This is a genomic window from Alloprevotella sp., from assembly GCF_057240785.1.
Map to the genome: position 1 here is coordinate 123,520 of NZ_DBHHRH010000008.1, position 18,885 is coordinate 142,404.

Consider the following 18,885-nt stretch of genomic DNA (forward strand, 5'->3'; position numbering starts at 1 on the left):
TGGTGGGCTCAGACTGGTCGGACTGGTCGGACTGGTCCGAGGTCCTCTCGAGAAAGCTGGTCCTCAGACTAGTCGGACTGGTCGGACTGGTCCGAGGTCCTCTCGAGAAAGCTGCTCCTCAGGCTGGTCGGACTGGTCGGACTGGTCCGAGAACTCCGAGACCCTCTCGCGAAAGCTGGAGAGGCTTTCCCTCTTGCTTTTTCCTCCGCTTTCCATTAACTTTGACGCCATTATGATAGAACTCCACGGAATCAGGAAATCCTTCGGTCCACTCGAGGTGCTCAAGGGCATCGACCTCAACATCAAGAAAGGCGAAGTTGTCAGTATCGTAGGCCCAAGCGGCGCGGGCAAAACCACGCTACTCCAAATCATCGGCACACTCTACAAGCCCGATGCGGGCAGCCTCCTTATCAACGGCACCGACGTGCTGGCGCTCAACAGTCGCAAATTGGCCGACTTCCGCAACCGGCACATCGGATTCGTCTTTCAGTTCCACCAACTCCTCCCCGAATTCACGGCGCTCGAAAACATCATGATTCCGGGAATGATTGCCCGCCGCTCCCATGGTGAACTCCGTCAGCGCGCCCTCGAACTCCTACAGTTTATGGGACTTCAGAATCGTGCGGAACACAAGCCCAACGAACTGAGCGGTGGCGAGCAGCAGCGCGTGGCCGTGGCGCGGGCGTTGATGAATCAGCCCGACGTGATTCTCGCCGACGAGCCTTCGGGTTCGCTCGACTCCCACAACAAGGCTGAACTGCACCAGCTCTTCTTCGAACTCCGCGACAAACTGGGACAAACGTTCGTTATCGTGACGCACGATGAGGAACTGGCCCAACTCACCGACCGCACTATCCACATCATCGACGGCCATATCAGCGTGCCGCCCTCCAACCTCCCCGAAAATGAAGCATCCACAATCTGAGCGCCCCACAGCCACTGCCACTGAGCGCACCTCCACCCTCCAACTGGGTAACTACAACACGCTACGCATCACGCGCTTCACCGACCACGGGGCCTACCTCGACGGCGGCGAAGTGGGCGAGATTCTCATGCCCAAAACCTATGTGCTGCCCGAGATGAAGCCCGGCGATGAAGTCCGCGTCTTCGTGTATCTCGACCAGGAGGAACGCCTCGTGGGCACCACGGAAACGCCACTGGCACGCGTGGGCGAATTTGCCTACCTGCGCGTGGCGTGGGTCAACGAGTACGGTGCCTTCCTCGATTGGGGACTCATGAAGGACCTCTTCGTGCCTTTCCGCGAGCAGAAACGCCGCATGGAAAAGGACCGTTCCTACATCGTCTATATCTACATCGATGAAGAAACGAGCCGCATCGTGGCCTCCGCAAAGGTGGACCGCTTCATCCAACCCACCCCCTACGGCCGCTACCACCGCGGTGAGGAGGTCGACATCCTCATCCAACAGAAAACGCCGCTCGGCTTCAAGGTCATCGTGGACAATGCCTGGCCGGGCCTCATCTACGACAATCAGATCTACGAAGACCACCGCACCGGCGAACGTCTCCGCGCCAGCATCGTCACTTTCCGACCCGACGGAAAACTTGACCTCTCACTGCAAAGAATCGGTAAAGGTCGCTTCCGCGATTTTGCAGAGATTCTGGAGGAACGCCTCGAGGAGGCCGGAGGGGAGATTCCCTTTACAGACCAGTCTGCATCAGAGGACATTATGCGCGAGTTTGGCGTATCCAAAAAGACCTTCAAACGCGCTGTGGGTACGCTCTACCGCTCCCGCCGTATCGAATTGCTGCCCGAGAGCATTCGCCTAACAAAAAAGTGACATATATTGCTCAGAAAAATCCTATATCAGATGAAACAACCAGAAAATGCTAACTGACAATTAGCAAAATAAAAGACAGAAAAATTTTTTCGCTTTTTTTTCTATTATTTGTTTGTTTAAATCAAAAACGCTTAGTATTTTTGCAATGCATTCAAGGGAGAGAGGCACCCACAAAGCCCGCCCCTGTTGCTCTGATTTAGGAAATAGTTTTTTCATCTCTATATAAGTTCTGTGAAGCTGCGGCACGTTGTGAAATGGGCCGCAGCTATTCTTTTGCGCTTTTCTTGGTGGGCTCAGACGGGTCGGACCAGTCGGACTAGTCTGAGAAACAGCTTTCTTGAAAAGACCTCCGACCAGTCGGACCAGTCGGACCAGTCCGAGCCCACCAAAAAGAGAACCTCCGACCAGTCGGGACTGGTCGGAGGTTGAGGAGATGGAAGAAGCTATTTCTTAGAACGAATATCCAAAACCTAAATAGGGAAGGATGAGGAAGCCATCCACGGAGTGGTCGCCACCAAAACCGAAGGTGGGAGAAATTCCCACGCGCATGGAGAAACCACGGATGGGCTGCAAGCGATAGCCTATCGTGCCGAAGAAATAATAGGCCAAGAAAGTTTCATGAGTATTACCAGGGACAACATAACCTGGACCTGTAGGTCCCATATAACCGTCTTCGAGATATTCAACTTTTCCAAAGATGAGCGCCACGGTCATACCGCCGCCCAACTCAAATTTACTTTTTTTCTTGCCGAAGAGGTAGTTGAACTCAGGAGAGAGCGAAAGCAGGTGGAACGACTCCTTTTCGCCAAACCAATCATTGGAGCCGGAATAAGCCCAGCCCAATCCGCCGCCAAAACCCCAACCGCGGTTGCCTTTGAGGCGCGTGTCGAAATGGGCACTCACCCAACCGAATGGGCCAAGTATCGTACCCGTCACGTTCTTCACGGGTTCCAATTCCAAAGAGGGTTGTAGGACTTTCAGGTCCGTTGCCGCAACCTCCGTGTGGGAGGTATCGGGGGCTACCATTGCCGCGTCTTTCGCTTGGAGAGACAAGGCCGCGCAAGCCATAAAGCTTGCCAGAATCCATGTTTTCATAACAGAACTTATTATTAATGTAAAAATATTCTTCTTTCGTTCTTTCCTCCGCGCTGCAAGACGCTGAACAGCTACGGGGCAGGTCTTCGTCAGCACTTCGGCGGGACTGTTTCGCTCGCTAAGGCCCTACGGGGACAGGTCATTCCTCCCCCACCACGCCTCGATACATCTGCATCATCTGCTCGGCAAGGCGGGTTGGCGCAAAGGTCTCGAGGGCCCACTGCCTACTGTCGCGGCCTCGCTGTTGGCGCGCCTCGTCGTCGGCAAGGAGGGTGCGGATGGCGTGAGCAATGCTCTCTGGGTCGTTCGGGTTTACCAGCAGCGAGTGAGGGCCTCCAGCTTCGGGCAGGCACGACACGTTGGAGGTCACCACAGGCGTACCACAGAGTTGCGCCTCCACCACGGGCAGTCCGAAGCCTTCGTTGAAGGAAGGGAAGACAAACGCCGTGGCGCACTCATAGAGGTAGCGCAGCAGGCGATTGTCGTAAATATCGGTGAAAAGGAAGAACTTACGGCTCAGCTTATAGCGGCACACATAGGAATGGACCTCTTCGAGGTATTCTCGTCCGTTGCCCACGACCACCAGTGGCAGTTGCTCGCCAGCAGGGATGGCTTCGAGAGCGCGAACGATGCCCATGAGGTTTTTCCTACGGTTCACCGAACCCACATAGAGGAGGTAGTCCGTAGGCAGCTGCGGGAGGTACTGTTTCAGTTTCCGATGCGCCAGTTCTTTATTGAGTTCCGCATAGAAGAGTTGTTGTGCAGGCTGATAAATGACCTCCACTTTCTCTTCCTTCACGTTGTAGAATTTGCATACATCGCGTTTCGTAGCTTCCGAAATGGCCACGATGCGTTGTGCCTCGCGGCAAGCATAGCGCGCCTTGAAGTCGTAGATGGCGCGGTCCCAGCGGTGGTACATCGCAGGAAAGGTGCGCCAAGCCACGTCGTGCATCGTCACCACTGCCGGAATTCGAGCAGCCCCCAAACCCATTGGTAGCTCATGACTAAGGCCGTGGTAAAGATCAGCCTGGTCTTTCTTCAGCTCTTTGGCCAAACCATAGCCGCGCCAAAGCGAACCGCGCACAAGTCCCTCGGGCATGCGTATGCGGCAATGTTCTTTGTGGCGATAAGGCTTCACCACGTTGGCATCCGAAATCTTAGGGGTGTAGAGCAGGTATGTGTTATCCGGAAAACGAGCCGTGAGCATATCTATCAGTGTCCTACTGTAGTTGCCCAGGCCTGTAAAGTTATTAAAAAGGCGTTTAGCGTCGTAAGCAATCTGCATAGTTGTGAGTGTAAAAAAGAAAGGGAAAAACTCGCAGCCTCGCTGTATCAACAAAAGGCATGCATAACCCAAAAAGAGTAAAGACGAGTTACCTTTCTTCACTGCAAAATTAAATCAGATTATGATTTCTCCCAAATTATTTTGGTTCTTTTCACGCTCTTCTTTATTTTTGCCAGAAAGGGAAAAGCGCAGCGGCGAAGCTCAACCTGCGTGTGCACGACAACGTACCCACCGATTTTCGCCCGTGGCTGCCACCCGTCTTCGCTCTTTGTCGGGACTTGGCGCACCTTTTTTTCATCTTCAACTCTGCTCAATGAAACTACTCATCAATCCGAAATACGAACGGGTACGTCCCTTCCTCGAACACATCGACGCCTACTTTGCCGAGGGCCGAAGCCTGCGCGAGAGTCGCAACTCCCTGCGCGTGTGTCAGTGGGAGGATTTGGAGCTCAACGTGAAGCGGTTTCGCCAGCCCAGTTTTTTTCAGCGCCTGGTCTACACCTTCTTGCGCCGTCCCAAAGGCTTACGCGCCTATGAGAATCCGTTTCGTATGCACGCGGCCGGAGTAGATAGTCCCGAACCGGTGGCCTATCTCGAACGAAGAAAAGGGGGATTGATAGCGGAGAGTTTTTTCGTCAGCGTGCAGTGTCCTTACACGCGTCGTTTCTATGAGTTTGCCACCGCGCCGCTCACTCCTGAGGTGCTGTTGGTGGCTCGCAGTTTTGCCCGCCTCACGGCGCGCCTTCACGAGGCGGGAATTCTTCATCTCGACTATTCGCCGGGCAACATTCTTTTTGAGGTTATCGATGGCGAGCCGCATTTCTCTCTTGTCGATACCAATCGTATGCGCTTCGGAAGCGTTTCTGTGGCCGAGGGTTGCCGCAATTTCGCCCGACTCTGGGGACAGCCCGCTTTCTTCGAGGCGATGGCCGATGCCTATGCTGAAGCGCGCCACGCCTGCCCTGCAGAATGCCGCCAGCTCATGCTTTCTGCCCGCCGAAAGTTCTGGAAGCGCTACATACGCCGCCATGGTGCGCCCTTCGAGATGGAGCTATTGGGCTAGGAGGCCTAGGATTCCTAGCAGCCCTAGGGGCCCTAGGGTTCCTAGGCCCCTAAACAATCTCTTTCGGCTTTTTTCCAGCAAAGATTTCATCTATTTTCGCCGCAATGATATTGGGCGAAATTTTCTGCATGCAACGGTAGTCGCCGAAGCGGCAAGGCTTATTGCCAAAGATGGAGCAGGGGCGGCACGACAGCTCCTGCTGCACGAGGTTTGCGCCCATTTGTCCCCAGCCCATAAAGCCCGCGTCGGGGTGCGTCTGTCCCCAAATCGACACCACGGGGCAGCCCACGAGTGAGGCCAGGTGCATATTGGCCGAATCCATCGAGATCATCGCATCGAGGCGGCCCATGAGCTGCAACTCCTGCCCCAAGCCGCGCAGCGTGTCGGAGACGAAGACGATGCGGGGGAAGCGGTCGTCCCATTCCTTGCGGATGGTGTCCATCTCGCGCGGCGTGCCAAAGACAAACAAGCGCGTGCTGGGGCGTTGCTCCAAGATGAGCGCCAACGCCTCAGCGAGTTTTCCGGTAGGGTAAATCTTCCCACGATGCGCCGCAAAGGGAGCCACGCCGAGGAGGTATTCGGTCTTTCCTCGCGGCCCTAAAAGCTCATCGATGAGGGGCGAAGCAGGCAGCGCGAGCCGCTGGAAGTTGAGCGTCACGTCCAGGCCCAAATGCGCCAGCACTTTGTTGTAACGCTCGAAGGAGGACGGCAACCGCTTGTGGGAGGTATGCGCCACGAGACGGCGTTTCTCCGCCCGTCCCTTGTCGATGTGCGCCACGCGGAGGCCGTGGAATTGCAATATGCGGCGAATCACGATGGTTCGCAACACGTTGTGGAAATCCGCCACAGCATCCACGCCGTGACGCTTCAGTTGCCGCGCCAGTCGCCACAGTCCGCGCAGCCCAACGTAGTCCTGCCGCAAATCCACGGGAAAGAAGTCCACATTCTGGGGTAGGCTCTCGAAGAGAGGCCCTACAAAGGGGCGCGACACCACGGTAATGCGGAGGTCGGGGTACTGCCTCGCCAGACAGTCGACAACTGGGACGGTCATGGCGATGTCGCCCAAGGCGGAGAATCGGAGGATGGCTATATGGCGCACAGAGGTCTTATTTTTTATACAGTACGGGGTTGGTTTCGGGATCGTTGTAGAGCTTCATCTGCTTGTAGAGCTTCATCACCTTGCGACCAGCAGCGAGGTCGTCGAGCAAGGCATCGAGCGCACCGCAGAGGTCACTCTTCTGTTCGAGCAACACGTTCAGTCGCTCTTCGGAACGCGCCTTGTGGTCGGCCGAAGCATCGGGTCGTTCGGCTTGTTCGCGCATGTGCCAGATTTTGAGGCTCAGGATGCTCAAGCGGTCCACCGCCCATGCCGGCGTTTCGGTGTTGATGGTAGCCGTGGGCAGCGGCTTCACCTCATGGAAGAGGGAGAGAAAATAACTGTCGATGAGTTCCACGAGGTCGGTGCGCTCCTGGTTGCTCTTATCGATGCGATGCTTGAGCGTCATCCCTTCCTGCGGGTCGATTTCCGGATCGCGGATGAGGTCCTCCATGTGCCATTGAGCGGCATCAATCCAGCATTTGCGATAGAGGTCGTACTCGATGGTTTGCGGCGTAAAGGGGTTGGGCACTGCCGCATCGATACTATCGGTTTTGTGATAATCGCGCACAACCTGTTCAAAGATAGGCCATGCTTTTTCGGTGAAAGTCATATAAATGCTTTGTTAGTATTTGCGCAAAGATACTGTTTTTCTTGGAAAATTAGGATTGTATGGCAGAAAGGAGTGGCCAAAAGCGCGGGAAAATGCCCGAAAACGAGCGTTTTCCCTTATTGTGTCAGCTGGCGCAATAAGGAAGCCAGCTGATAGCCTTATTGTATCGGCTGAGGCAATAAGGAAAAAGAAGGTCCAAGAGAATCTCGGACGGGTCGGACTGGTCGGACCAGTCTGAGAACCAGCTCCCTCAAGAGGACCTCCGACCAGTCAGACCAGTCAGACCAGTCCGAGAACCACCCCCCGCAAGAGGACCTCAGACCAGTCCGACCAGTCCGACCAGTCCGAGACCCACCCCCCGCAAGAGGACCTCAGACCAGTCCGACCAGTCCGACCAGTCCGAGACCCACCCCCCGCAAGAGGACCTCCGACCAGTCAGACCAGTCGGACCAGTCTGAACCCACCAAGAAAGGAATCAGCCATTTTCCCCAATTTCTTCCTATCTTTGCATACAAAGACCACAAACCATGTCGGAACTGAAAACTTTACGGCTCTTGCCAGAGCTGCGCGGGACGGTTGTGCTGCCAGCCTCGAAGAGCCTCTCCAACCGCCTGCTCACTATCAATGCGTGCTTGCCGCAGCCTGTCAGTCTGCACAACCTCAGTGAGGCCGACGACACCATTGTGATGCGCCGCGGACTCATGGGCTTTCGCTCCACCATCGACATCCACGGAGCGGGTACAGCCATGCGTTTCCTAACGGCCCTTTTCGCCACACGCCCCGGCGAGCGCGTGCTCACGGGGTCGGAGCGGATGCTGCAACGCCCCATCGGTGTGCTCGTCGATGCATTGCGACAGTTGGGGGCGGAGATGGAGTATGTCGGGGAAGAAGGCTTCCCGCCCCTGCGCATCAAAGGCGGCGAACTCGCGGGCGGCTCTCTGACGGTGGAGGCCAATATCTCATCGCAATACATCTCGGCGCTCCTCATGATTGCGCCCGTAATGCGCGAAGGGCTCTCCCTCACGCTCGCCAGCCACATCGCTTCGCGCCCCTACATCGAAATGACGCTGGCCTTGATGCGCGATTTCGGTGCCATTGCCCACTGGACGACGGAGAACGAAATCTTCGTAGCCCCCGGTGGCTATCAGCGTACGGCGGACTACACCGTGGAGGCCGACTGGAGTGCGGCGTCCTATTGGTACGAACTCCTCGCGCTCTCTCCCGATGCCGAAGCGCGCATCGTGTTACCACAATTGCAGCGCGAGAGCTTGCAGGGAGATGCGCGCACGCGTGAGTTCTTCGAACCCTTAGGAGTACACACGGCATTTACGGCCGAGGGCGTGGTGCTCACCAAGGGGGAGGCCACGGCAGGCCGCCTTGAACTGAACCTCAGCGCGCAGCCCGACCTGGCGCAAACGCTGGTGGTGACGTGCGCCATGCTGGGACGGCCGTTTTGCTTCAGCGGCTTGGAGAGTTTGCGCATCAAGGAAACCGACCGCCTCGCGGCGTTGCAACAGGAGTTGCGCAAACTGGGCTGTGAGGTAGTGGTGGAGGGCGACGCCGTGCTGCGTTGCGATGCGCCACAACCGGCAACCGTGGCTTCAGCACCCATTGCCACCTACGACGACCACCGCATGGCTTTGGCCTTTGCGCCTTGTGCTTATCGCTGCGAGGGACTGGTCATCGAGCACCCCGAAGTGGTGGCCAAATCTTATCCTTCTTTTTGGGACGACCTCAAAAATTTTGAACAACAATGAAATTTCTCATAGCATTTGCCATCGCTTCGCTCCTGATGGTATTCATCAATATCATCAACGCGCTGCGCCGAAAGCCGCGCACCACGGAGGAGAAAGTATCGGAATTCGGAACAACTGCCGCGCCTGCCCCTGCTGCCGATGTGCAGCAGCCGTCTGAACGCGAGGAACAGCCGCGCCCCATCTGCGGATTGGGCGGAATGTGCAACCTGGATTGCCGAGTGGAGGACTTGAAAGAAGAGCCCGACTACTACGACGATGAAGAACTCGACGACTACCGCGGTAAGGCCTCCGATGCCTACACTGCGGCCGAAGTGGAACAGTTTGAAGAAGTGCTCACCACGATGCGCCCCGAAGAGGTTCATGGTTGGCTGCGCTCGCTGCAACTGCGCGGTGTGGCACTGCCCGATGCCTTGAAAGACGAGGCCTATATGATTGTGAGCGAACAAGCCGAAAAACCATGATTCTCTCCTACACATTTTTCCAGCACGCCCTCTTAGGCGGATTTCTGGCGGCGATGCTCTGCGCCGTGATAGGGACGTATGTCGTCACGCGCCGCTTGGTGATTGCCGGGGGTGGCATGGCCCACGCGGGCTTGGGCGGAGTGGGCCTCGGAGCATGGTTGGGCATCAGTCCCTTGGTGGGAGCTGCGGCCTTCACCCTCTTCTCGGGTTTCTCCATCGACTTCCTGAGCCGTCGCAACATCCGCGAGGACAGCGCCATTGCCATGCTCTGGACTTTCGGTATGGCGGTGGGCATTCTCTTTGCCTATCTCACGCCGGGCTTTATGAATGATCTCTCGGCCTACCTCTTCGGCGACATCCTCTCCATCTCGCGCCTCGACCTCTACATCATCGGCGGACTCACCCTACTGACGTACGCGTTCTACCTGCTGCTCTCGCCGGCTATCATTACGGTGGCCTACGACCGCCAGTTTGCCGTGACGCAGGGACTACCCGTGCGCCTCATCGAGCGGGTCATGATTGCGCTCATCGCCCTGACCATCGTGGTTTGCCTGCGCATGGTGGGCATCGTCTTAGTCATCTCGCTGCTTTCCATTCCCCAGCAGTCGGCCGCGCTCTTCACGCATCGCTTCCGCAGCATGGTGTGGCTCTCGGCCTTGTTTGGTTTCGCCGGCATCGTGGGCGGACTGGTGGTGAGTTACTATCTCAACGTGCCCAGCGGAGCTTCGATCATCCTCATCTCGGTGGTGCTCTACTTCTTCTGCCGCATGATTCGGACAATAATACGCTAATTTTTGAGTTTATACAAGATAGACATTCTCATCCTCGTATATTGAAACGACTACTCCTATATATATGTGTGATTTTCTGCCTCGTGGCGTGCACCACGAAGCAGAACACGGCGGGCTCGCGCTTCTGGCAGGGCTTCACAGCAAAGTATAATACTTACTTCAACGGCCACGAGGCTTACAAAGAAGGGGTGGATGCGCAGATTTCGGGCAACGTGGACAACTACACGGAGATATTGCCGTTTTTCCCCGTTGGCAACGAGGCCACGCGCAATATCGGCAAAAGCCAGTTTGACCGCGCCATCACCAAATCGGAGAAAGCCATCCAGCTCCATAGTATCAAGGTGAAACCGGAAGTGAACCCGACGAAGAGCCGTAGCGAAAAGATGAAGCAGTTCCTCCGGCGCAAGGAGTTCAACCCTTTCCTCAAACACGCGTGGCTCCTGATGGGGCAGGCGCAGTTTCAGAAAGGCGATTTCTTAGGCGCGGCTTCCACCTTTTCCTATATCACGCGTCGCTATGCCGCCGAACCTCCCGTGGTGCAAGAGGCACGCACGTGGATGGCACGGTCGTATGCCGAACTGGGCTGGTTCTACGATGCGGAAGATGCTCTCGACAAGGTGCGCCGCGACTCTATTCCCGCGCGCCTCGGCGGAGAACTGGCGGCTACTCGGGCCGATCTCTTGCTGCGCCAAGAGCGTTTCGCCGATGCCTTGCCTTATCTCACAACAGCAGTAAGAAAAACACGCAACCGCAAGCTCCGCGCAAGGCTCTACTTCTTGCTCGGACAGGTGGAACAACAACTCGGACACCGCGCCGAAGCCTATCGCGCACTGGGAAAGTGTGTGCGCCTGTCACCTCCCTACCAACTCGAATTCAACGCCCGCATCCTCCAAACGGAAGTGTTTCCGGAGGCGGGCGGAGCACGCAAGATGACGGCACAACTGCGGGGTATGGCGCGCTCGGATAAGAATAAGGAGTATTTGGACCAAGTTTACTATGCTTTGGGTAATATCTTCCTCACACAGAACGATACCACTTCGGCCATTGCGGCTTATGAGCAAGGACGCACCAAAGCCACACGCAGCGGGGCGGAGAAAGGCGTGCTGCTCCTCCGCTTGGGACAGCTCTACTGGGAACGTGGGCGCTACGACAAGGCACAGACGTGCTACAACGAGGCGCTGGGCATGATAGACAACCGACGGAAGGACTACGTCGAGGTGACACGCCGCTCACGGGTGTTGGATAAACTCGTGCCCTATACATCGGCCATTCAGTTGCAGGACTCTCTCCAAGCTTTGTCGCTGATGAGCGAGAAGGATCGTAATGCTGCCATCGACCGCGTCATAGAAGCGCTCCGACAGCAGGAGAAAGCGGCCGAACGCGCCCGCCGCGACAGTGCGGCCGATGCGCGCGCTGATGAAAACGGTGAGGACGACGACAATCGGGGTATGCCCAACACGCCGCGCCGCCCACAAACGGCACAGCAGACGCAGGCGTGGTACTTCTACAACCCGATGCTGGTGCAGCAGGGTAAGGAGGATTTCCGCAAACATTGGGGCAACCGTAAGAACGAGGACAATTGGCGCCGCTCGAATAAGACGGTGGTGCAACTCAATACGAACGCGGGGGTGGACTATGCTGCGCTCGATAGCATCGAGGCGGCAAGGGAGAAAGCCGCAGGATCTGAAGAGGAGGGCAAGGACAGCATCGTTGCGCCGGCCGATGATCCGCATCAGCGGGACTACTATATGAAACAGATTCCTTTTACAAAGGAACAGAAAGAGGCTTCGAATCTCATCTTGATGGACGCGCTCTACAACGCAGGTCTCATCGAAAAAGACGACCTCGAGGACTTCCCGCTGGCGGCACGCACGTTGCAGCGCATCGTGAGGCAGTACCCCACGTTTGAGAAGCTCGAGGATGTCTACTACCAACTTTTCTTGCTCTATTCCCGCTGGGGACGCCCGAGCGAGGCCAATACCTATCGCAACTATCTGGCTGCGAAATATCCAGAAAGCCCGACAACGCGCCGCATTCTCGACCCTGATTATCTGCGCCTGGGACGTGACGGCAAGGCCATCGAAGATTCGCTCTACACGGCTACTTACATGGCCTACCGCAACCGTCAGACGGCGGAGGTGGAAAGGAATTTCGCTCTGTCGACGGAGAAATTCAGTGACGGCATCAATCGTCCGAAATTCATTCTGGTTCACGCGCTGTCACGCATCGGAAAGGCCGACAGTCGCGATGTGGCAAAAGAGCTGCGCGAACTGGTGACGCGCTATCCGCAAAGTGATGTCAGCGAAATGGCGGGAATGATTGTCAACGGCCTCGAAGCGGGTCGCCGACTGGGTAGTGGGGCTTATAATTTAGGTAGTCTGTGGGAGCGCCGAACGGCACAAACCGACACGCTGGCCTTGGGTGCGAAAGCAAAACAGAAGCTCTCGGCCGAACGCAACACGCCTTTCGTGGTACTCATTGCTTACGCGAAAGATTCCATCAAAGATAATCAACTGCTCTACGACCTTGCTCACTTCAATTTCACGGGTTTCTACGTGCGCAACTTTGACATCAGCAAGGTGGAGGAGTTTGGCGAAGTGGGTGCGGCTCCGGCCACAGCGGGCGGCAGCACCTCGACCACAAAACCTGCTGGAGCGAAGACGGACAAGACCGCACCGGCGCAAACGGCCACGAAGAAAGGCAGTCTGGTGGAGTTCCGCATCAGTGGGTTCAACAGCTATGACGAGGCCCATCAGTATGCGCAGGATATTTACCGCGATAAGCAGTTGCGCCCACAATTGAGGCGCGCAAAGATGTTCTTGATTTCACAGAAAAATCTCGAACTCATCCCCGCCGTTTATAGCTTCTCCGATTATCAACAGTTCTTCACTAAGTACTATGCGCCTATGAAACTCAACCCAGAGCTTCCGCTCGACTTGGAGAACGCGCCCGTTGTGCAGAAGTACGAGGACGTTCGGCCTACCATCTACCCCGTTGCAACGAAACCTACACGGACCGACAGCATCGACAAGGCAAAGGCGGACAGCATTGCCAAGGCGAACAAAGCAGCGCAGGACTTGCTGAACAAACAGCAGAACAAGCAGCTCGACAAGGACGAATACTATCTGCCCGAACAGCCCTCACAACCGCGCCGACAGACCGACACGGAGGGAACGGAGGTGCCCATCGAGCCGAAGAAACAAAAGACAACGGAAAAGAAACAAGAGACGGAAGTGCCCGTAGAACCGACGAAGCCGGCGAAGACCGACACTGTGCCGGAGAAGAAGCAGAACGCGCCCGAAAAGAAACAGGAGACGCCGCAGAAGAAACAGGATGTGCCGCAGAAGAAGGAGAATCCGCTCGTGCCGAAGAAGCAGGAGAAGAAAGAGGACTTCCCCGACGATTCGTACCCCATGACCGATGAGGAACGAAAAGAAGCGGAGAAGCAGCAGAAAAAGCAACCCGTCCGACAAACTGAAAAGACGACGCAAACAACGCCTGAACGCAAAAAGCAGGACACGCCCGTTGAGGACTCCGAAGGTGGCTGGTATCCTGTGAAATGACGAGCAAAGCGGTGGGTACTATAAGGGTATCCGTGAACACAATAAGGACGCTCTTGGACAAGATAAGGAAACACCCAAAAAGGATAAGGGAATCCGTGGACGGAATAAGGGAATCCCAGAGAAGGCTCAGCCTTTTCTTGAGAATGATAAGCAAAGAGAGAGAGGGCCTCAACAGCCTTCTCTCTTTCTTTTTTGCTCCGAAGGGGCAGATAAGGCGGTGTCTCCTCTCCGCCCGTTGGTTCTCGGACAGGTGCAAGAAAACTCATCCACTCAAAAGTTGGGGCAGAAAAAAGGTTCTCGAAATAGTCCAACAAGTATGACTAATTCGAGAACCTCATAAGAGCTTGCTCACCCCTCTCCGGCATGGGAGAGAAGGAAAGCCTCTTAAATATCTTCTATGCTATAAATCTGATACGTTATCTCATAACCTTTTAACTGTTCGAGGAGCGGCTCGGCCAGTATCTTGAGCTTGTCGAGGTCGGCCTCAACGGTGTCGGTCAACACATTGGCGAAGATACATTGCATCGTGTCGGAGCGCGTAGCTATGATATCGATGCGGCTCTCTTCGGCATTGTCCCACCATCCTCCGATAGTCCACGCCTCGTCCGCCTCTTGGAGCTTCTGTGCGAAATACTTACGCATACTTTGCTGCTTCAGCACCTCGTAGTCGTTGAGCACCAGTTGCTGAAGCCCTTCATAATCGTGCTGATAGATGTAGCGGTCGTTGTGGTAGATATAACGGAACCAGAAGCGGAGGAAGTTGTCATTGATGGAATAGCGCACGTTCTTGCTGCCCTGTTTGGAGAAGAGCGGCGTTTGTCGCGTGATGAGGTGGAAGTCTCCCTCCATCCGAGTAAGATAGCCGCCTATTTCTTTGTCGAGCGTGGCTTCGATGGCGGAGCGCGCCGTAATGTCCTTGGCGATGCAGGCCAAGATGGAGAAATAGAAAGTGTACTCCTTGCCCACGCCGTCTAAGAGGATGTTTCGGCCCTCCGTGATGTAGGGAGAACCCAGGCGGAGGATATGCTTGAGGATGTCCTCACAAGTGAACGCTCCAGCACGGATAAGTCCGTGGAGATAACGGGGAACGCCCCCTGTGAAGGTGTAAGCGGCGAGCAGGTCCTCCGGCGTGGCGTCGGGCTTTGCTGCCGTGATGAGTTGGCGAATCATGGCCGTGGAATAAGGCTTGATGTCGAGCCAGAGGTCGTGCCTATCTTTCAGCGGAGCTTGCTTAGCGTGGAACACCTTATCGATCAGTGCCGAGTCGGAACCCACGAGCAACAAACAGAGGTGGCTGCGCTCGCGGTTACGGTCCCAAATGGTTTGCACTTCCCCATAGACTTTCGGGTTGATAACATAGAACTCCTGAAATTCGTCTATGATAATGTTGAAGTAAAGCTCTTGGGATTTGACGATAATAAATTTGAAGAGGCTTCGGAAGTCGATAAATTCCTCGTCGATACGGAGGTTGAGCACTCTCCGCATTTCATCTAAGAAATCGCGGCAGAGAAGCGGCTCGGCCTTGCGCGAAACGGGGAAGTAGAGAGTGGGGTTGCCTTCTCGCGTAGCTTCCAGGACGAGTTGCGTCTTCCCAACGCCGGGGCGGCCTGTGATGACGGCCATCTTGGCACTGCTCTTGGTGTCGGCCTCTATCTTGCGAATGGCTTCAAGCTCCTTGTCTCTTTCGTAAAACGTCATGTTCGATAGTCTTTATAGTGCAAAATCGCGTAGATTTAACGCAGATTTCAGAACTAAAGGTTTGTTAATGGCAAAAGTAAAGAATAAAAACGGTTTATACAATTATTTCCCGCGCCTTTTCTTGTTGTTTCTTAACAAAGTGTATAATACGGAACAAGTCCGTCTGGCAAAATGCTGCCAGCAACGGACTTATTCTTCTGTGTCATTATTGGTGATTTCGAAGGGAACATCGTCGGGATTGAAGAGATTGGGGCCTTCGCCTTTCTCTGTCTCGGCGGCTTCGCCTTCTGCCTCGGAAGCCTCAGCGGGAGGCTCGGGGAAACGCGTGGGTTCGAGTTCCTCAACGCTTTCTATGGTGCAGGTGGTGACGCGCTTACCTTTGGCCTTGAAGCCCTTAACGGCAACAAATTCTTCCGCATCGATTTCGATGGGGTCGCGGTAGGCATCGGGGCCGCCGAGCGTCACGCGGATGCGCGGATAAGGCACATCGGTCAGGATTTCCAACTTCGTTTTGGGATTGTCGCCGGTGAAACTCCAGTGGCGGCCACCGCTGGGCGACTCGAACAGGAAGCGTTTCACATAGAGATACCCATTCTGGTCGGCATCGTAGAGCACGGCGGTCCACGCCTTTGAGTCGACAAATTTTTCGACCTTCATAATGTCGCCTTCGTAGTGGTTGTTGAGGTCGAAGTTGGTGGTGTAGAACTCGCCATTGCGGAGAATCACGAGGATTTGCTCTCCTGTGTGGAACTCGCCCAGATACTGTCCGCGTTCGTCGAAGTTGAGGCGGTTGACATCGTGGTCGAACCACACCTTACGTCCGCCCAAGGTGGAAACGCCATGGGCCTTGAGCGTGATGCGATGGACATCGAGGCGCGTGAGCAGATTGCCGCGACTGCCACGTCCTTTCACCATGAGTTCGGAGAAGTCCTGTTCGATGAACTGGCGGCGCAATTTCGGGTTGGGCTTGAGCGTCACCTTGATTTGTTCGGCCTCGCCGTTGGGATTGGCCGTGAAATAGGCGATGCGACTACCGGGTTTGCCCTGCGTCACATCGTATTCGCGGTCGTGCATGATGCTGGTCACGTTGAAACGCTTCATATAGAACGCTGAAGCCTTTCCGTCGCGATAGACCACGTTGTAAATCGTGCGCTTGTCGTTCTTTTTGAACACCGCAATATGGATGATTTCCGCCTTTCGCTTCTCGGCTTTGGAACGTTCCGTCTCGCCGATGAAAACTTTATCGGCCACGCGCGTCACCTTATAAGTTCCGTCGCGATAGAAGATAATGACGTCGTCCAGGTCGGAGCAGTTCTCCACAAACTCGTCCTTCTTCAAACTCGTCCCCATAAAGCCTTCGGCACGATTGACATACAGTTTCTGATTGGCCTCAGCCACCTTGGTGGCCACAATCGTATCGAAGGAGCGAATCTCCGTCAGGCGCGGATGTTCGGCAGCATATTTGTCGTAGATGATCTTAAACCAGTTGGCCGTCACCTCCGTCATATTCTTCAAGTCGTGCTCTATGCGCTCTATCTCGGCCTTGATGCGGGCTATCAGCTCCTCGGCTTTCTCCTTGTTGAAGCGCAGAATGCGCGCCATCTTGATTTCGAGTAGGCGCAGATAGTCCTCACGCGTGATTTCGCGGTAGAAGCTGGCTTTGTAGGGCTCGAAACGCTTGTTCAGATGGGCCGTAACGGCGTCGAGGTCCTTCGCGTTTTCAAAGTCCTTGTCCTTATACATTCGTTCCTCAATGAAAATCTTCTCCAGACTGGCGAAGTGGAGACTTTCGAGGAGTTCGTCGCGGCGTATCTCGAGTTCGCGGCGCAGCAACTCTTTGGTGGAATCGACGTTGTGGCGCAAAACATCGCTCACGGTAAGGAACTCCGGTTTGTTGTCGCGGATGACGACGCAGTTGGGGGAGATGCTCACCTCGCAGTCCGTGAAAGCGTAGAGCGCATCAATGGTTTTGTCCGAAGAAGTGCCCGGCGTGAGGTGTACGAGAATCTCGACCTTCGCTGCCGTATTGTCGTCCACTTTTCGGATTTTTATTTTTCCCTTTTCGTTGGCGCGGAGGATGGAGTCGATAACGCTGCCCGTGGTCGTGCCAAAGGGAATCTCACTGATAACCAGCGTTTTGTTGTCGAGCTTCGAGATGGTGGCACGCACCTTCACCGAACCGCCACGCAGACCGTCCTTGTAGTTGCTCACATCAATGCTACCGCCCGTCAGGAAGTCGGGGAAGAGCTGGAAGTCCTCGCCGTGGAGATATTTGATGGCCGCCTGGCAAATCTCGCCAAAGTTGTGGGGCAGAATCTTAGCACTCAGTCCGACGGCGATGCCCTCTGCGCCTTGCGCCAAGAGGAGGGGATACTTCACAGGTAGTGCCACAGGCTCTTTCGCACGTCCGTCGTAGGAGAGTTTCCACTCCGTAGTTTTCGGATTGAAAAGGATGTCGAGGGCAAGCTTCGAGAGGCGCGCCTCGATGTATCGCGGAGCCGCAGCCGAGTCGCCCGTAAGGATATTTCCCCAGTTGCCCTGCGTGTCGATGAGCAGTTCTTTCTGACCGAGCTGTACGAGTGCTCCCCCGATGGACTGATCTCCGTGGGGATGGAAGTGCATCGTGTCGCCCACAAGTCCCGCCACCTTGTTATAGCGTCCATCGTCGGCACGCTTCATCGCATGAAGGATGCGCCGCTGAACGGGCTTCAAACCATCGGCAAGGTGAGGCACAGCGCGCTCCAGAATCACGTAAGAAGCATAATCAAGAAACCAGGTCTGGTACATTCCCGTAAGCTGGTGTTTCCTTGCTTCGTCCTGCAAGTTCGTTGGCTGATAGGAGGAGTGCTCCTCCGGCTGTAAGTCTTTATCTTTTGTTTCGTCGGACATGAACGTAAAATCAATCTGTTTTCACGGTCTATTGCGCGGTTTTCGGTCACAATAAGCCAATTATTATGCAAAAATACAAAATTTTCGCCCTTACTCTCGTTCATTTCCCGAAAAAAACCTATCTTCGCGCCGCAATGTGGTTAGGAAGGCTTGGGTTGCACTGTAGTTTCCATATCTGTCCTCCCCTTCTCTCCTATCGCACATTCCGCGCCTGTGGCGAAATTGGTAGACGCGCCAGACTTAGGATCTGGTGGTTTATGCCGTGTAGGTTCGAGTCCTATCAGGCGCACCACAACCCTCCCCCGACTGCTTCCCAGAAGCCGTCGGGGATTTTTTATGTCTAGAAGAGCCCCAGAGAGCCCCCTCCACCTCCCCCATGAGGGGGAGGGCTCAGCTTTGGTTCTCGGACGAGTCCGACTGGTCAGACTTGTCGGAGAACCAAAGCTGAGAAATCAGAAATCCAATAAGTCATCAAAGAATCCTGCGATAAGTGGCAGCCGAGCACTCCCCCCTCATGGGGGAGGTGGAGGAGGCTTTCTGGAGGGAGGCTTTTCCTCTCTTCTTTCCTTATTGCCTCAGCTGACGCAATAAGGAAGCCAGCCGACACAATAAGGATATTTTCAGCACTGCAAAACCTATTGATTTTCAGCGAAGAGAGAGAGACTTTCGCACAACTCAAGAGTGAAAAAAAGAAGAGGTTATAACTTTCAATAAAGTGAAGATAAAGCCGTAAAACATACCATAACTTTCACTTTAATGATAGTTACGAAGAATC

13 protein-coding genes and 1 tRNA gene are annotated in these 18,885 nt (G+C 55.1%); 8 read left to right on the forward strand and 6 right to left on the reverse strand.

Annotation, left to right across the window (positions count from 1 at the left end):
- Positions 1-232 precede the first annotated feature (232 nt).
- Together ACO4R2_RS02140 and ACO4R2_RS02145 are read left to right on the forward strand one after the other, a co-directional pair.
- Entirely contained in the window at positions 233-925 is a 693-nt protein-coding gene (locus ACO4R2_RS02140) for an ABC transporter ATP-binding protein (protein ID WP_311489685.1), read from the forward strand.
- Positions 906-1,799: a CvfB family protein gene (locus tag ACO4R2_RS02145; protein ID WP_484768994.1), complete on the forward strand. Its 894-nt coding sequence runs from the start codon at positions 906-908 to the stop codon at positions 1,797-1,799. The genes ACO4R2_RS02140 and ACO4R2_RS02145 overlap by 20 nt, the downstream gene beginning before the upstream one ends.
- A 450-nt stretch (positions 1,800-2,249) precedes the next feature.
- Here the strand turns inward: ACO4R2_RS02145 and ACO4R2_RS02150 are convergent, their stop codons facing one another.
- Both ACO4R2_RS02150 and ACO4R2_RS02155 read right to left on the reverse strand, forming a co-directional pair.
- Entirely contained in the window at positions 2,250-2,894 is a 645-nt protein-coding gene (locus ACO4R2_RS02150) for a hypothetical protein (RefSeq protein WP_484768995.1), read from the reverse strand.
- A gap of 139 nt (positions 2,895-3,033) precedes the next feature.
- Positions 3,034-4,179, reverse strand: coding sequence for a glycosyltransferase family 4 protein (locus ACO4R2_RS02155; protein WP_484768996.1), 1,146 nt, complete (start codon positions 4,177-4,179; stop codon positions 3,034-3,036).
- A 169-nt stretch (positions 4,180-4,348) separates the two neighbouring features.
- Here ACO4R2_RS02155 and ACO4R2_RS02160 point away from each other — a divergent pair, with 169 nt between their 5' ends.
- Complete coding sequence (locus ACO4R2_RS02160; protein WP_484768997.1) at positions 4,349-5,242, forward strand: lipopolysaccharide kinase InaA family protein; 894 nt, start codon at positions 4,349-4,351, stop codon at positions 5,240-5,242.
- Positions 5,243-5,291: 49 nt separating this feature from the next.
- Here the strand turns inward: ACO4R2_RS02160 and ACO4R2_RS02165 are convergent, their stop codons facing one another.
- Together ACO4R2_RS02165 and ACO4R2_RS02170 are read right to left on the reverse strand one after the other, a co-directional pair.
- Positions 5,292-6,341 (reverse strand): glycosyltransferase family 9 protein, encoded by a 1,050-nt coding sequence (locus ACO4R2_RS02165; RefSeq protein ID WP_484768998.1) that lies wholly within the window; start codon positions 6,339-6,341, stop codon positions 5,292-5,294.
- Positions 6,342-6,348: 7 nt separating this feature from the next.
- Positions 6,349-6,951 carry a DUF4254 domain-containing protein gene (locus ACO4R2_RS02170; RefSeq protein WP_484768999.1) on the reverse strand — a complete coding sequence of 201 codons (603 nt, stop codon included), beginning with the start codon at positions 6,949-6,951 and terminating at the stop codon, positions 6,349-6,351.
- 527 nt (positions 6,952-7,478) lie between these two features.
- Here ACO4R2_RS02170 and ACO4R2_RS02175 point away from each other — a divergent pair.
- From ACO4R2_RS02175 to porW, 4 genes are all read left to right on the forward strand, one after another.
- Complete coding sequence (locus ACO4R2_RS02175) at positions 7,479-8,708, forward strand: 3-phosphoshikimate 1-carboxyvinyltransferase (protein ID WP_484769000.1); 1,230 nt, start codon at positions 7,479-7,481, stop codon at positions 8,706-8,708.
- Positions 8,705-9,169 (forward strand): phospholipase, encoded by a 465-nt coding sequence (locus ACO4R2_RS02180; protein ID WP_484769001.1) that lies wholly within the window; start codon positions 8,705-8,707, stop codon positions 9,167-9,169. Before ACO4R2_RS02175 ends, ACO4R2_RS02180 begins: the two co-directional genes overlap by 4 nt.
- Positions 9,166-9,960: a metal ABC transporter permease gene (locus ACO4R2_RS02185; RefSeq protein ID WP_484769002.1), complete on the forward strand. Its 795-nt coding sequence runs from the start codon at positions 9,166-9,168 to the stop codon at positions 9,958-9,960. Before ACO4R2_RS02180 ends, ACO4R2_RS02185 begins: the two co-directional genes overlap by 4 nt.
- A gap of 68 nt (positions 9,961-10,028) precedes the next feature.
- On the forward strand, positions 10,029-13,523 hold the full coding sequence (porW, locus tag ACO4R2_RS02190; protein WP_484769003.1) for a type IX secretion system periplasmic lipoprotein PorW/SprE: 3,495 nt from the start codon (positions 10,029-10,031) through the stop codon (positions 13,521-13,523).
- Between the two features lie 384 nt (positions 13,524-13,907).
- On the opposite strand, the gene ACO4R2_RS02195 is transcribed toward porW, so the two are convergent.
- Both ACO4R2_RS02195 and ACO4R2_RS02200 read right to left on the reverse strand, forming a co-directional pair.
- Positions 13,908-15,221 (reverse strand): ATP-binding protein, encoded by a 1,314-nt coding sequence (locus ACO4R2_RS02195; protein ID WP_484769004.1) that lies wholly within the window; start codon positions 15,219-15,221, stop codon positions 13,908-13,910.
- Between the two features lie 189 nt (positions 15,222-15,410).
- Complete coding sequence (locus ACO4R2_RS02200; RefSeq protein WP_484769005.1) at positions 15,411-18,110, reverse strand: DNA gyrase/topoisomerase IV subunit A; 2,700 nt, start codon at positions 18,108-18,110, stop codon at positions 15,411-15,413.
- Between the two features lie 207 nt (positions 18,111-18,317).
- Between ACO4R2_RS02200 and ACO4R2_RS02205 the strand changes: the two genes are divergently transcribed.
- Positions 18,318-18,402: transfer RNA gene (locus ACO4R2_RS02205), tRNA-Leu, on the forward strand.
- Positions 18,403-18,885 lie beyond the last annotated feature (483 nt).